Below are 14,235 nucleotides of genomic sequence, written 5' to 3' on the forward strand. Positions count from 1 at the left end.
GTGGCAGCCATCGATCCAGCAGAAGAGATCAACGAGCTTACCGGCACCCTGAACAGCATTCAGGACGTGCTCGACCTCGACAGCCTGCGCAAGCAGATCGCCGAGCTGGGCGAACAGGCCGCGGCACCCGACCTGTGGAACGACCCCGAGGCCGCCCAGAAGGTCACGAGCAAGCTCTCCCACCTCCAGGGCGAGGTGAACAGGGTCGAGGGCCTGACCTCCCGGCTCGAAGACCTCAAGGTCCTCTACGAACTGGCCGCGGAAGAGGGCGACGACGACACCCTGGCCGAGGCCGACAAGGAACTGGCCTCCCTGCGCACCGACATCGGCGCGATGGAGGTCCGCACCCTCCTGGCCGGCGAATACGACGCCCGCGAGGCCCTGGTGACGATCAACTCCCAGGCCGGCGGCGTCGACGCGGCCGACTGGGCCGAGATGCTGCTGCGCATGTACCTGCGCTGGGCCGAGCGCAAGGGCTACGGCACCGAGGTCTACGACACCTCCTACGCCGAAGAGGCCGGCATCAAGAGCGCCACCTTCACGGTCAAGGCGCCCTACGCCTACGGCACCCTGCGCGGCGAGCACGGCACCCACCGGCTGGTCCGCATCAGCCCCTTCGACAACCAGGGCCGCCGCCAGACCTCCTTCGCCGGGGTCGACATCGTGCCCGTGGTCGAGCAGACCGACCACATCGACATCAACGAAGACGACCTCCGGGTCGACGTCTACCGGTCGTCGGGCCCCGGCGGTCAGGGCGTCAACACCACCGACTCGGCGGTGCGCATCACCCACCTGCCGACCGGCATCGTGGTGTCGTGCCAGAACGAGCGGTCGCAGCTCCAGAACCGCGCCTCGGCGATGGCCGTCCTCCAGGCCAAGCTCCTGGAGCGCAAGCGGCAGGAGGAGGCCGCGGCGATGAGCGAGCTGCGCGGCGAGACCACCAGCTCTTGGGGCACCCAGATCCGCAACTACGTGCTGCACCCCTACCAGATCGTCAAAGACCTGCGCACGGGGGTCGAGGCCGGCAACCCGACGGCGGTGCTCGACGGCGACCTCGACGAGTTCATCGAGGGCGAGATCCGCTGGATGCGCCGCCAGGAGTCGGGCCAGGAATAGGTCAGCTGTAGGCGACCTTCAGCGCCGTCAGGGCGAGGGCGAGCACTATCACAAGGGCCACCAGAAGGGGTGGCAGTCCCAGGAATCCGTGCTGGTGCATCTTCTCCCTGGCGGCACGGCAGGAGGGGCAGCGACCCTCCACCACAGGTGCGGCGCACGCGGCGCATACCAAGTGTTCGCAGCTCATCAGCCCTTTACCTATGCCCTAATCGTTTTGTTTCCGTTATGGACGTTCCATGCCAGTGTTACCCCTAGACTGAGCTCTGGCCAACCGGAACGTCGATCTGGAGCAAAGAGACCGGCGCCCCCCGGTATGGATGTCCCCCGCCCCCTAGACTGGCATGCCGTGATGCGCCCGTGATCCATTTCGATAATGTCACCAAGGTCTATGTGAACCAGAATCGCCCTGCGCTCGACCACATCTCGGTCGACGTCGACAAGGGCGAGTTCGTGTTCCTCGTGGGGCCGTCGGGTTCGGGAAAGTCGACGTTCCTCCGCCTGGTCCTCAAAGAGGAAAGGCCCAACTCCGGCGCCATCCACGTCGCCGGCAAGGACCTCTCCAAACTCTCCAACTTCAAGGTGCCCCACCTCCGGCGCCGCATCGGATGCGTCTTCCAGGACTTCCGGCTGCTGCCCAACAAGAACGTCTACGAGAACGTGGCGTTCGCCCTTGAGGTCATCGGCAAGCCGCGCCGTTTCATCCGCAAGGTCGTTCCCGAGGTCATCGAGCTGGTCGGCCTAGAAGGAAAGGCCCACCGCATGCCCGACGAGCTGTCGGGTGGCGAGCAGCAGCGAGTGGCCATGGCGCGGGCCTTCGTCAACCGACCGATGATCCTGCTGGCCGACGAGCCGACGGGAAACATCGACCCCGCGACGAGCATCGGCATCATGAAGGTGCTCGACCGCATCAACAGGACCGGCACCACCGTCCTCATGGCGACGCACGACGCCGCCATCGTGGACTCCATGCGCAAGCGCGTGGTGGAGCTGGAGGATGGCAAGATCGTCCGCGACCAGTCGCGGGGTGTCTACGGCCAGGCTTACTAAGAAGGAAGCATGCGGGCGAATTTCATCTTCTCCGAGGTCTGGATCGGCCTCCGTCGCAACCTCACGATGACCATCGCGGTCATCGTGACCGTTGCCGTCGGCATGGCGCTGCTCGGCATCGGGCTGATGATCAACTCACAGGTCTCGAGCATGACCAGCTACTGGTCCGACAAGGTCGAGCTCTCGGTCTACCTGTGCAAGGAGAACTCCCCCTTCGAGCCGTGTACGGACAAGAAGGGGATCTCCGAGGAGCAGAAGACGGCGCTCGAGGCCGTCATCAAGGGCATGCCGCAGGTCGAGGACGTCATCTTCGAAGACTCCGCCACGGCCTACAAGAACTTCCTCGACAACCAGTCGAACAACGTCTTCGCCTCGTTCCTCAAGGTCGAAGACATGCCGGAGTCGTTCCGGGTCAAGCTGGGAGATCCCGACCAGTCGCAGGCGGTGACCGAGGAGCTGACCGGCCAGGCCGGCGTCTCCAACATCGTCAACCAGCGCCAGCTGCTCGACAGTTACTTCGGCTTCATGGACAAGCTGCAGTGGATGGCCCTGTCGGTCGCCTTCGCGATGGTCTTCGCCGCCACCCTGCTGATCGGCAACACGGTGCGGCTGTCGGCGTTCAACCGCCGTCGCGAGACCGGCATCATGCGGCTCGTCGGGGCGTCCAACGTCTACATCCAGCTGCCGTTCGTCCTCGAGGGTGTCATCGCGGGTCTGATCGGTGGTGTCCTGGCCGCCGTCATGCTCATCACCAGCAAGGTTCTGATCTTCGACAGCATCCAGAACTTCATCCCCGAAGCCCTGGGCTGGAACACCGTCGCCGGGATCATCTCCGGCACGATGGCCATCGGCGTGATCATCTGTATCCTCGCCTCGTTCATCACGCTCCGCCGTTATCTGCGGGTGTGACGAGCCGCCGGTAGGCTCTTGCCATGCCTCGTGAGACCGGGCGCAAGGTCATCGCCCAGAACAAACGTGCCCGTCACGAATACTTCATCGAAGACACCTACGAGGCCGGTCTGGTCCTGACCGGCACCGAGGTGAAGTCGCTGCGGGAGGGCCGCGCCAACCTCACCGACGGGTTCGCCGCCGTCGAGAACGACGAGGCGTGGCTCTACAACGTCCACATCCCCGAATACACCCAGGGGACCTGGACGAACCACTCCGCCAAGCGGAAGCGCAAGATGCTCCTGCACCGCAAGGAGATCGGCAAGATCTACGCCACGCTGCGGGAGAAGGGCCTCACCTTGGTCCCCCTGGCCCTCTACTTCAAAGACGGCCGGGCCAAGATCGAGATCGGCATCGGGCGCGGCAAGAAAGACTACGACAAGCGTCAGACCCTTCGTGAGAAGCAGGACAACCGGGATATGTCACGCGCCATGTCGAACGCCGTCCGGCGCAAGGGGGGCCGCTAGGCCGTGACCGCCCGTCGTCCCCTTCGGTTGGCGCTCACGCTGGCGCTTCTGGCGCCCGGCTTGACCGCCTGCTTCGAGGAGCCGTCCCCCCACGAGGCGGTCCGCGACTTTCTCGTGGGCTGGCAGAGCGGCGACTACGAGATGGCCGCCCGCCGGGCCGACGCCGACGAGGCCACCGTGGTGAAGGCGCTCGGCGACGCCAGCCTCCACCTCGACGCCGCCTCGATCCGCTTCGCGCTCGGCACCATCAGCCGCGAGGGCGACAGCGCGAAGGCCAACTTCTCCGCCGAGGTCAACCTGGGCGAGAACAACCCGCTGTGGGAGTACGACAGCGTGCTCCCGCTGCGGCTGGTCGACGGCCGGTGGAAGGTGCACTGGTCGCCCGAGGTCGTCCACCCCGACCTCCACGAGGGCCAGCGGCTCGCGGTGAAGATCGACCCCGAGCCCCGCCAGCCGATCATCGACCGCAACGGCGACACCCTCCAGGAAGACGACACCCAGTACGTCGCCCAGGTGGTGCCCGCCGAGCTCACCGACCCCGCCAAGGTCTGCGAGGAGCTCTCCAAGATCACCGGGTTCGCCCAAGACCGGCTGCTCAGCCGCATCCTGTCGGCCCCGCCGACCGACGAGGTCCCGCTGGCGACCTTCGGCCCCAACAAGTACCGCGAGCTGTCGGCCAAGCTCCAGGCGATCCAGGGCCTCACCATCGAACAGGTCCACCCGCCGGTCGCCCCCAAGTCGCCCGCGCAGATCGTCGGCCGCGTCAACGCCGTCACCCCCGAGAGCGAGCAGCAGCTCGGCGGCCCCCAGCGGGCCGGCGACACCGTCGGCCGCGACGGCCTCCAGAAGGCCTACCAAGACCAGCTCACCGGCTCGACCGAGACCCGCGTCGTCGTCCTCGACTCCAAGTCGTCGCAGCAGGTGAAGGAACTCAAGTCGTGGCCCGGCCGCAAGAACGCGCCGGTCCGCACCACCCTCGACACGGCCATGCAGCACGCCGCCGACCTGGCCGTCGCCGGCTCCCAGCCGGCCGCGCTGGTCGCCGTGCAGGCCTCCACGGGTGAGATCCGCGCCATCGCGACCAAGGGTTTCCACCAGCAGAGAGACGCCCTCGCGGGCAAGTTCCCGCCCGGCACCGCCTTCTCCATCGTGACCACCGACGCCCTGCTCAAGGCCGACCTCGACACGCAGGAGAAGATCCCCTGCACCGCCGACCGCACCGTCGGCGGCGCCCGCTTCCAGCAGGTCGGCGTCACCGCCGCCGCCCCCACCTTCGAGGCCGACTTCGCCCACGGATGCGTCACCGCACTCGCCTCCCTGGCCCGCAAGGTCAAGAGCGACGACCTGCTCCTCAGCGCCCAGCAGTTCGGCATCGGCGCCGACTGGACCCTCCCGCTCCCCGGCCACAGCGGCCACGTCCCCACCCCCGCCACCGACGCCACCCGCGCCAAGGTCATCGCCGGCACCAGCGTCCAGGTCAGCCCCCTCGCGATGGCCCTGGTCGCCGCGGCCGTCCAGTCGGGCACCTGGCGCCCGCCCGTTCTCGTCAGCAGCCCCGCCCTGCCCGACGTCAGCGCCGAGGCGGCCGCCACTCCCGCGACCCCGCCCAAGCCGATCAGCCTCGACCCCGGCCGCGTCTCGACGCTGCGTACCCTCATGAGGGCCGGAGTGACCAGCGGGTCGGCCAAGGCCGCGTCGGTCGCCGGGTCGGAGGTCTACGGCGTGGCCTCCCACGTCGGCTTCACCGACAAGAAGCAGCGCCGCCAGCTGTCGTGGTTCGTCGGCTGGCAGGGCGACATCGCCATCGCCGCGATGGTCGAGACCAGCGTCCCGGGCGCCGCCCCCGCCGTGGCGGGGTCGTTCTTCGGCGCGCTGGCGCCCTGAGGGAATACGTGTTCGCGGCGGGGTGGTTGTACGGGTAAAGTTGCGGTGTCCGGACGCTTGCGCGGACGGGTTTGACAACTGCACAGGGGGTGACCGGTTTCGACTTTGGCATTACAAGCCAGGGGAAGCGGGCCGAGGACGGCGGACATAACCTCGTTAACACTGTGACCGCAAACAAATAAGTGCCAATACCAAGGCCACTTCGGTTAGCCAGGGTTCCCTGGCTCTCGCTGCCTAAGCAGACGAGTTAAACCGTGTCAGCCCGGGACCGCCTCCGGCCCGGGATCTGGCATCGCTAGGAGGCTCCACCATCTTCGCCGGCCGCGGGGGAGGATGGGAAAACAAACAGCGGATGAGCCCGTCGGCGACTCGCCTGTGAGAGCGCCGGGGCTGAGAAAACGCTAAACAGGCTGCGCCCGGAGAAGCCCTGACTCGGTGCTGAAGGACGCGGGTTCGATTCCCGCCACCTCCACTCTCGGAATGGCCCGTGGTTGACGCCCCTTCGGGGCGGCTGCCGCGGGCCATTCCTCGTTTCTACGGGGGGCGACCCCCGAACCCCCCGATGCGAAGGGGCTGGCGCCCCCTCGCGCTCCCCCTGGTGCGCGTTCGCGCCCCTGGCGTCGCTTGCGCTCCGGGGTCGCTGCGCTCCGGGGTCGCTGCGCTCCCTGGCGATGGGCTCCGCCCCTCGCGCTCCCTGGCAAGGCCTCGCTTCGCTCGGCTTTCGAATCCGAACGATCCGGCGATGAGGGTCCTGATGAACGTTCGTACGACGGGTACCTCAGTGCGATTGACGCATTTTCACCCCATGAAAGTGGGGTGATGCGCTGCAGATCCCTCGATTGTGGGAGTGCTGCCCCGTCCCAAGGAGTTCGGTGAAGGCTTCACGCCGCTCATCTGCGGAAGGGTTGCGGTGTTAGTGTGGTACAGCGTGGTACGGGTGGAGGGTGGAGATGAGCGGGAGATCGCGGCCGGTTGATGTCAGTGTGCGGCAGTTCGTCAATGACTCGGGGAGTGTTACGCGAGGGCTGCGGCGGGGGCAGCGGTATGTGTTGACCATCAATGGTGAACCGCTTGCCGATGTCGTCCCGATCAAGCGTCGGCGTGCCGTTCCGACCGGCGAAGTGTTGGCGATCTTCGCCGGTGCGCCTGCTCTTGATGTCGACGAGTTGCGTGCCGACCTGGACGCCGGTATCGATCAGGAACTGCCTCACGATCCCCTTGAGGGGACCGGTCTGTGAGACACGCGGAAGGTGTGCTGGATACGAACATCGTGGCGGTGCTGGCCCTCCACAACGCTGATGAACTTCCGGAGGCGGTGCTCATCACCGCTGTGACGCTCGGTGAGTTGTCTGACGCGCCGCACGCGACCGACGATCCGATCAGGCGGGCTCGGCGGATGGCGGTGCTGCAGCATGTCGAGGCCACATTCGACGCGCTGCCCTACGACGACGAGGCCGCTCGTATGTACGGCCAGATCTGTGCGGCCGTTCGAGCCGGTGGTCGGCAGCCGCGAGGCCGAGTGGCCGATCTGATGATCGCCGCGATCGCCGCGAGCAACGGGCTCCCTCTCTACACCGCCAATCCCAAAGACTTCGCCGGGCTCGAGGACATGGTGGAGATCGTGGCCGTGCCGCGGCCTCCGGATGCCACTGCTTGACGGTCTAGGAACGGCTGACCAGGACGCCCTCGAACAGCTCCTCCCGTACGGACGTCAGCCCCAGCTCCAGCGCCCCCGCCAGCACCGGGTTGCCCTCCAGTGCCGACAGCCGCACCTGAGGGCGCGAGTGCGCCAGCGCGTGCAGCTCCCGTTCGACCAGGTCACGCAGCAGTTCCCCGCCCGCCACCGGCAGGCCCCCTGTCAGCACCACCAGGCCCGGATCGACGACCGAGGCGATGGCCGCCAGGCCCACGGCCAGGCGGGAGGCGACCAGGCGGAGGCCCGCGCGGGCCTCTTCGGCCGCTCGGTCGGTGCCCTGGGACAGGGCTACCGCGGCCGTCATGGCGCGGCGGAAGTCGGGGGCCTCCACGCCGTAGGTGCGGAGGAGGTCGTGGACTGCCGGGCCGCCCACCAGGGCCTGGTAGCCGTGGTGGCCGAAGCGGCCGCCGTCACGGGCGGTGGCCACGCCGGGGGTGGGCATGTAGCCCACCTCGCCCGCGCCGCCGAAGAAGCCCCGGTGCAGGCGGCCCCCTATGACCAGGGCCGAGCCCAAGCCCTCGTCGGCCCACAGGAGGACGAAGTCGGGGTGGTCGGTCGCGGCGCCGTGGGCCTGTTCGGCCAGGGCCACGAGGTTGACGTCGTTCTCCACGTCGACCTCCGTCCCCAGGCCCTCGCGCAGGGTGGGGAGGAGGTCGGGGATGCGCCAGCCGGGCAGGTCCTCGTCGGTGGCGTAGGACAGCAGGCCCGTGGTGGGGTCGACCGCGCCCTGCACGCCGATCACGATCCGGCGCAGCGGGACGGGCGGGGTCGCCCCGGCGATCGCCGAGGCCAGGCGGTCGACCAGTGGACCGGGGGTTCCTTCCGTGAGGTCTACGGTGTGTTCGCCCCGGATCGTCCCGGTGAGGTCGGCGATCTGGACGCTGATGCGGTCGTGGGTGACGTCCAGGGCGGCGACGTGGGCCGAGTCGGGGTTGATGCGGTAGATCTCCGCCGTGGGGCCCGGCTGGCCCGCGCGGATGCCGTCGGCGACCACCAGGCCCGCCTCTTGGAGGCGGGCCAGGAGCTGGAAGGCCGTCGGTTTGGAGAGGCCGGTGAGCTCGCCGATCTCGGGACGGGTCAGCGGGCCGCGTTCGAGCAGGACCCGGAGGGCCCGGCCTTCGTTGATCGCGCGCATCAGGCTGGGGGTCCCGTGAAGGGGAGGCTTCACTGCATCTCCGCGGCGATGATCATGACGAGGTGAGGGTCAAAGCGTACAGCGCGATCGCGGCGAAATCGTCGGCCGGCTCGGAGGCCTGCCAGGAGCGGACGTCGTCGACGAAGCGGCTGCCGTGGCCGGTGAACTCGTTGTACACGTCGACGCCGTTGGGCGGGCAGGGGGGCATCTCGTCGAAGTGGCCGCCGAGACCGTCTTCGAACAGGCCGGCGCTGTTCGGGCCGTTGACCACCGCGCCCGTTGCGGGCTTGCCGGTGATGTTGGCGATCTGGTGGTGCGGGCAGGCGATGGAGTTGGCGCCCGCGCCGGCCACGAAGGAGACGCCCCACGGGTTGGCGCCGAGGGTCCAGTTGCGCTGCTGGGTGCCGAAGGCGTCGTAGGAGCGGTCGCCGGTCACCTTGCGGTAGAGGCGGGTGGTGGCGGCCAGGCCGAAGGCGTGCGGGACGGAGTCGAACTCGTCGTGCTGGGCGCCGGCGCGGAAGGGGTCCTTGGCGGCTCGGGCGGCGCCGATGTCGAGCTGGGCCTTCAGGCCGGCGATCAGGTCGGCCTCCGAGACGGCCAGGCCCCTGGCGCGTGCGGCCCGGATGGCGGTGATCAGGTCGGCGTGGGCGAGGGCGCTCACGTCGTACAGGTTGAGGGTGTCGCCCTGGTCGTCGTCGAGGTAGCCGCGGGCCCAGCGGGCGGCGTCGGCCAGCCACTTTCCGGCCCTCGGGTCGCGGAGGCGCTGGGCGGCGAGGGTCATCTGGGTGGCGCCGAGTTCCATGTCGTCGCGCCAGACGCTCTCGGGGTAGAAGGCGTGCGGCAGCGAGGTGACCAGCTGGCCCACGTCGGTGGTCTTGGCCATCGCGTACACGGAGGCGGCCTGTTCCAGCAGGTGGGCGGCCTTCTTGCGGTCGGGCTCCAGCTGGGCGGCCAGGGCGAAGGCGGCGGCGGTGCGGCCCGCGAGGTTGGGGCTGATCGGCTGGCCGGGGGCGGCAGCGCGGAACACCGGGCGGTTGCGGATGAACTGGTGGCCCTCGGCGGTGTCGGTGTCGTCGGCCTGGGGGAGGCGCCAGATGTCGTGGTCGCCGATGAAAGTGCCCTCTTCGTTGCCGGCGCCGACGCCGACCTGGATGTAGAGGGTCTTGGACTTCTCGTCCCACATCTTGTCGAGGTACTTCAGGCCGTGGGTCGCCTCGTCGCGCAGGGCCGCGGTGTGGACCCTGCCGTCTCGCTGGGCGGCGAAGAGCAGGGTGTCGACGTACGACAGGATGTGGGTGAACTTGAGGTAGTCGCCGGCGTCGAACCAGCCGCCCTCGACGTCGACCGGGCCGCCGACCTTGGTCAGCTCGCCCTTGATCTGGTCGGTGTCGGGGCCGGTGAACGTGGGCCAGTCGTAGACCGACGCGGCGCGGTCGTTGTGGTGGGTGGTGTCCCGCTGAAGGCCGAAGAAGCCCAGGATGTCGGTGGCCGGGTTGTGCTTGGGGGCGATCTGGAACTCGGCCGAGGTGGTGCCGCCGGCCTTGATCCGGTAGCGGCCGGGGGCGCGCAGCTTCGAGACGTCGAGGTCGTACACGTGGGGATAGCCGCTGTTCCAGGCGCCCCGGTCGCGGCCGGCGTGGCCGGTGAGCACGGTCCGGCCGCGGTGGTCGACCACGGTGAAGCGGCCGGCCGCGCCGCTCGTCATCAGATAGGCGTGCTTGCTCTCGCCCGGCAGGAAGCCGACCTGGTCGACCCGGACGTGGCTGGGGGTGGTGTCGGCCCATGCCGGGGCGGTGGTCGCGCACGCCGCCAGCGCCAGCGCGAGGGCGGCGGGGAACAGCCTGGTCATTCGCTCCTCCTGAAATGTTCACGAACACGGGTGCGCGCGGAGTCGTCCGCGTGGAACAGGTCCAGTCCGGCCAGGGCGGCGCCCGCGACCGGCGGGAGGGTGCCGACCACGACCTGCGCGCGCGGTGCGCTCGCGCCGATCGCGGCCTCGATCAGTCCGTGCATGTACGGGTCTTTCGCGGTCAGCACGCTGCCGCCGAGCACCACCTCGGCGGCGGCGTCGAGCAGGCCCAGCCGTTGGAGGCAGACGCGCGCCAGCACGGCGACCTCCTCGGCCTGGCGGGTGACCACCTCCCTGGCCACCGGGTCGCCGCCGGCCGCGACGGTGAACAGGCCCGGTACGAGCTCATGCAGCCTAGCCGGGGACAAATCGCCGAAATGCAGTGATAGCACCACTTCTTGAACGGTGGCCGTGCCGAAGTGGCCGACGACCAGATCGGCCAGCGCGGTCGACGGGCCGCGGCCGTCCTCCATGCGGGCGGCGTGCCACAGGATCCAGTCGGCCAGTTCCTCGCCGCCGCCCCAGTCGCCGCTCCGCCTGCCGAGCGCGGGGAACCGCGCCACCTCGCCCGAGGGGGCGACGCCGACGGCGTTGATCCCGGCCCCGCACACCACCGCGACGCCCCACGGCCGCGCGGCCCCGGCGCGCAGCACGGCGAAGACGTCGTTGGCGACGTTCACCTCCTTGGCGCACCCGCGCAGCAGGAACTCCGCACGCAGCGCATCTTCTTCGGCGGGGAAGTCGGCCCCGGCCAGGTAGCCGGCCAGCGCGTCGGCGTACGGCGGGCCGTGGCCGAGCAGGTCGCGGGCGGCCCGGTCGACCACGTCGGCGGCGGCCTCGACACCCTCGCTCTGCGGCAGGAAGGGGCCGGTGCGCACGGTGGCGAGCACCGCGCCGTTCTCGGCGACCAGGGCGAGATCGGTCTTGCTGTTGCCCCCGTCGACCGCGAGCACCGTCCTCACCCCTTGACCCCCGTCAGCGTGACGCCTTCGATGAAGACCTTTTGGGCGAAGAGGAACACGACGATCACCGGCGCGGTCACCAGCAGGGTCGCCGCCATGGTCAGGTTCCACTGCACGCTGTGGAAGGCCTTGAAGGTGGCCAGCCCGAGCGACAGGGTCCAGCCCTCCTGGTCGACGCCGGCGTACAGCAGCGGCCCGTAGTAGTCGTTCCAGCAGTAGAAGAACGAGAACAGCGCCACCGCGGCGATGGCCGGGCGGGCCATCGGCAGGATGACCGTGAACAGGATGCGCACGTCGGAGCAGCCGTCGACGCGGGCCGCGTCGGTGTAGTCGCGGGGGATCGTGATGAGGAACTGGCGCAGCAGGAAGATCGAGAAGGCGTCGCCGAACAGCATCGGCAGGATCAGCGGCCACAGCGAGTCGGTCAGCCCGAGCCGCGCCCACACCAGGTAGATCGGCACCGCGACGACCTGCGGCGGCAGCATCATCGCGCTGATCACCACGAGGAAGGCGACCTTGCCGCCCCGGAACCGGAACCGCGACAGCGCGTAGGCCGCCGGGATCGACGAGGCCAGCATGAAGACCGTCGCGAGGGAGGCGTACAGGAAGGTGTTGGCCGTCCAGGTGAGCAGTTCGGAGCGGGCGAACACCTCGGCGAAGTTGTCCCAGTTCCACTGGTCGGGCCACAGGCGGCTGGTGAGGGCCTGCTCGTCGGTCATCAGCGCGGTGAGCGCGATGAAGACGATCGGGCCGAGGAACATCAGCGCCAGGGCGATGGCGATGGCGTGCTGGGCGATCCAGACCAGGCCGCGTCGGCGCCTCACGAGGCCGCCTCCGCCCGGCCGAACTGGCGCAGCAGCACCAGGGTGAACACCATCGAGACGGCGAACAGCATGAGGGCGTACACGCAGGCCAGGCCCATCGACCAGTCACGGAAACCGGTGTGGAACAGGTGCTGGGGCAGGGTGAGCAGCGCGCCGTCCGGGTAGCCGGGGGTGAAGGTGGTGCCGGCCGAGTCGGTCGCGCCGGAGGCGACCCGGGAGGCGATCATCGCCTGGGTGAAGTACTGCACCGCGTAGATCACACCGGTCACGGCCGAGAACATCAGCACCGGGGAGATGACCGGCAGCGTGATGCTGCGGAACTGCCGCCATGCCCCCGCGCCGTCGATGGCAGCGGCCTCGTACAGATGCTTCGGTACGTCGAGCAGCGCGGCCAGGAAGATCATCACGGTGTTGCCCGCCCCCCACAGGGCCAGCAGGGTGAGGCTCGGCTTGGCCCACGCGGCACTGCCGAACCAGTCGGGACCGGTGATCCCGACCAGGGCCAGCAGCTGGTTGACCGGGCCGGTGGCCGGGTTGAGCAGGTAGACGAAGGCGACCGTGCCCGCCACCATCGGCACCAGCGACGGCAGGTAGAAGATCGTGCGCAGGATCCCGCCGCCGCTTTTGAGCTTGGTCAGCAGCTGCGCGACGCCGAGCGCGAACAGCAGCTGGGCCGGGACCATGAAGACCACGAGCCACAGCGTGTTGAGCGCCGAGCGCCCGAGCCTGGTGTCGGACAAGGCGTAGCGCCAGTTGTCCAGGCCGACGAACTCCAGCGTGAACAGGTCGTAGCGGTGGAAGGAGAAGTACACCGTGGAGGCCAGCGGATAGACGAAGAAGACCGCGATGCCGATGATCCACGGGGCCAGCCAGACGAGGGCGCGGACGCCCTCGCCCCGGGTGGAGGCCGCCATCATCAGCTCCCGGACAGCTTCCGCTTGTCGTCGATGCGCGCGTCTACCTCCGCCAGGCCGGCGTCCAGATCCTTGACCGCGCCCTTCTCCCACTCGATGAGGAAGGTGGAGAAGGCGTCCTGGTTGAAGACGCTGTTGACGTTCGCGGGCAGGGTCGAGGTCTTCGGGTGGGCGAAGATGTCGAGGAAGGTGGCGAACCTGTCGTCCTTGGCCAGGCCGGGGTGGTCCATGGCGGCCTTGGTGGTGGGCACGTTGCGCAGCGCGTTCGACAGCGTCACCAGCGACTCGGTGTCGGTGGTCAGGTATTTGACCAGCTCCCAGGCCTGCTGCGGGTGCTTGGCGCCCTTCGGTACGCCGATGACGGTGCCGGCGGTGAAGCCGCTGCCGTACAGGTCGGGCTTGTCGTCGGCGACGGGCAGCGGCGCGGTGCCGTAGTCCATGTCCTTGGCCTCGGGGTCGGCGGCGATCATGGCGTTGCGCCACTCGCCGTCGAGGACCATCGCGACCTTGCCCTCGAAGAAGGGGTGCTCGGCGCCCCACTCGTCGCCCAGGCCCTTGCGGAACTTCTCCAGCTTGTCGTAGCCGTACCAGTCGACGAGCTCCTTCTGCCACTGGAGCAGCTGCTTCCAGGCCGGGTCGGAGCCGATGGCCGAGGTGCCGTCGTCGTTGTACCACTTCGCGCCGACCATCGGCCCGAGGTGGCTGGGGGAGTTCTCGTAGTACTGGAAGCTCGGGATGAACCCGGCGACCTCGATGTTGCCCTCGGCGTCGCGGACGGTGAGCTTCTTGGTCAGCTCGGTCAGCTCCGACAGCGTCTTCGGCGGCTGCTCGCCCTTCATCAGGGCCTTGTTGTAGTAGAGGCCGTAGGCGTCGGCGAGCAGCGGCATCGTGCACCGCTTGCCCTCGAACTCCGTGTACGACCGCGACGCCGCCGGCAGCACGTTCAGGTCGATGCCGTCCTGCGCGATGACGGGCGTGAGGTCCTGGAACGCCCCGCTCTTGCACCACTGGGCGACGTTGTCGGTGGTGAACGAGGCCGCCACGTCGGGCGCCTGGCCGCCCCGGATCGCCTGGGTGATCTGGGCGTCCTGGATGCCCTTCTGCGCGACCACCTTGATCTGCGGGTACTTCGCGGTGAACCCCGCGATGGCGTCTTCGAACGCCTTGGTCTCGACGTCGGTGGAGAAGCCGTGCCACAGCTCCAGCGTGGCGGCGGGCAGCGCGGCGGGGTCGGTCGAGGTGGTCGTGGGTTTGGCGCCGAGGGCGGGCGGCGCGGAGTTGCCCGCGGTGCACGCGGTCAGCGTCAGGGCCAGCAGTCCGGCTGCCGCGAGGGGGAGAGAGCGCACGTGGTGCCTCCTATGACCAGGGATGCACGGCAAGTTAGTAAGTCTTC

13 protein-coding genes and 1 other RNA gene are annotated in these 14,235 nt (G+C 68.9%); 8 read left to right on the plus strand and 6 right to left on the minus strand.

Annotated elements, in window-relative coordinates:
• The 8 genes from prfB (at position 1) to FDA94_RS21365 (ending at position 7,119) form a co-directional block, all read left to right on the plus strand.
• A complete protein-coding gene (gene prfB / locus FDA94_RS21325; RefSeq protein ID WP_137248854.1) occupies positions 1-1,116 on the plus strand; it encodes a peptide chain release factor 2 in 1,116 nt (371 codons plus the stop codon).
• 357 nt (positions 1,117-1,473) lie between these two features.
• Positions 1,474-2,163, plus strand: coding sequence for a cell division ATP-binding protein FtsE (gene ftsE / locus FDA94_RS21335; RefSeq protein ID WP_062335424.1), 690 nt, complete (start codon positions 1,474-1,476; stop codon positions 2,161-2,163).
• A gap of 9 nt (positions 2,164-2,172) precedes the next feature.
• Positions 2,173-3,072 (plus strand): permease-like cell division protein FtsX, encoded by a 900-nt coding sequence (ftsX, locus tag FDA94_RS21340; RefSeq protein WP_137248855.1) that lies wholly within the window; start codon positions 2,173-2,175, stop codon positions 3,070-3,072.
• A 23-nt stretch (positions 3,073-3,095) separates the two neighbouring features.
• A complete protein-coding gene (smpB, locus tag FDA94_RS21345; protein WP_062335428.1) occupies positions 3,096-3,578 on the plus strand; it encodes an SsrA-binding protein SmpB in 483 nt (160 codons plus the stop codon).
• A gap of 3 nt (positions 3,579-3,581) precedes the next feature.
• Positions 3,582-5,462: a penicillin-binding transpeptidase domain-containing protein gene (locus FDA94_RS21350; RefSeq protein ID WP_137248856.1), complete on the plus strand. Its 1,881-nt coding sequence runs from the start codon at positions 3,582-3,584 to the stop codon at positions 5,460-5,462.
• Positions 5,463-5,547: 85 nt separating this feature from the next.
• Positions 5,548-5,937, plus strand: a transfer-messenger RNA (tmRNA) gene (ssrA, locus tag FDA94_RS21355).
• A 571-nt stretch (positions 5,938-6,508) separates the two neighbouring features.
• The gene (locus FDA94_RS21360; protein ID WP_170991052.1) at positions 6,509-6,700 is read left to right on the plus strand and encodes a hypothetical protein; all 192 of its coding nucleotides are present in this window, start codon (positions 6,509-6,511) and stop codon (positions 6,698-6,700) included.
• Positions 6,701-6,714: 14 nt separating this feature from the next.
• Positions 6,715-7,119, plus strand: coding sequence for a type II toxin-antitoxin system VapC family toxin (locus FDA94_RS21365; RefSeq protein ID WP_246060075.1), 405 nt, complete (start codon positions 6,715-6,717; stop codon positions 7,117-7,119).
• 4 nt (positions 7,120-7,123) lie between these two features.
• On the opposite strand, the gene FDA94_RS21370 is transcribed toward FDA94_RS21365, so the two are convergent.
• The 6 genes from FDA94_RS21370 to FDA94_RS21395 are packed head-to-tail and all read right to left on the minus strand — an operon-like array spanning position 7,124 to position 14,188.
• Positions 7,124-8,326 carry an ROK family transcriptional regulator gene (locus tag FDA94_RS21370; protein WP_212735432.1) on the minus strand — a complete coding sequence of 401 codons (1,203 nt, stop codon included), beginning with the start codon at positions 8,324-8,326 and terminating at the stop codon, positions 7,124-7,126.
• Positions 8,327-8,345: 19 nt separating this feature from the next.
• The gene (locus FDA94_RS21375; RefSeq protein WP_137248859.1) at positions 8,346-10,142 is read right to left on the minus strand and encodes a glycoside hydrolase family 9 protein; all 1,797 of its coding nucleotides are present in this window, start codon (positions 10,140-10,142) and stop codon (positions 8,346-8,348) included.
• Positions 10,139-11,104 (minus strand): N-acetylglucosamine kinase, encoded by a 966-nt coding sequence (locus FDA94_RS21380; RefSeq protein WP_137248860.1) that lies wholly within the window; start codon positions 11,102-11,104, stop codon positions 10,139-10,141. Before FDA94_RS21380 ends, FDA94_RS21375 begins: the two co-directional genes overlap by 4 nt.
• Positions 11,101-11,928 carry a carbohydrate ABC transporter permease gene (locus FDA94_RS21385; RefSeq protein WP_246060076.1) on the minus strand — a complete coding sequence of 276 codons (828 nt, stop codon included), beginning with the start codon at positions 11,926-11,928 and terminating at the stop codon, positions 11,101-11,103. The genes FDA94_RS21380 and FDA94_RS21385 overlap by 4 nt, the downstream gene beginning before the upstream one ends.
• The gene (locus FDA94_RS21390; RefSeq protein ID WP_137248861.1) at positions 11,925-12,845 is read right to left on the minus strand and encodes a carbohydrate ABC transporter permease; all 921 of its coding nucleotides are present in this window, start codon (positions 12,843-12,845) and stop codon (positions 11,925-11,927) included. The genes FDA94_RS21385 and FDA94_RS21390 overlap by 4 nt, the downstream gene beginning before the upstream one ends.
• Entirely contained in the window at positions 12,845-14,188 is a 1,344-nt protein-coding gene (locus tag FDA94_RS21395; RefSeq protein WP_137248862.1) for an extracellular solute-binding protein, read from the minus strand. The genes FDA94_RS21390 and FDA94_RS21395 overlap by 1 nt, the downstream gene beginning before the upstream one ends.
• Between the last annotated feature and the right edge of the window lie 47 nt (positions 14,189-14,235).

Origin of the sequence: Herbidospora galbida, from assembly GCF_005233835.1 — a bacterium.
In the GTDB taxonomy this organism is placed as follows: domain Bacteria; phylum Actinomycetota; class Actinomycetes; order Streptosporangiales; family Streptosporangiaceae; genus Herbidospora; species Herbidospora galbida.

Coding starts and splice junctions, on each gene's coding strand:
- FDA94_RS21375 (WP_137248859.1), bottom strand. CDS start 10,142: ATGACCAGGCTGTTCCCCGCCGCCCTCGCGCTGGCGCTGGCGGCGTGC.
- FDA94_RS21390 (WP_137248861.1), bottom strand. CDS start 12,845: ATGATGGCGGCCTCCACCCGGGGCGAGGGCGTCCGCGCCCTCGTCTGG.
- ftsX (WP_137248855.1), top strand. CDS start 2,173: ATGCGGGCGAATTTCATCTTCTCCGAGGTCTGGATCGGCCTCCGTCGC.
- smpB (WP_062335428.1), top strand. CDS start 3,096: ATGCCTCGTGAGACCGGGCGCAAGGTCATCGCCCAGAACAAACGTGCC.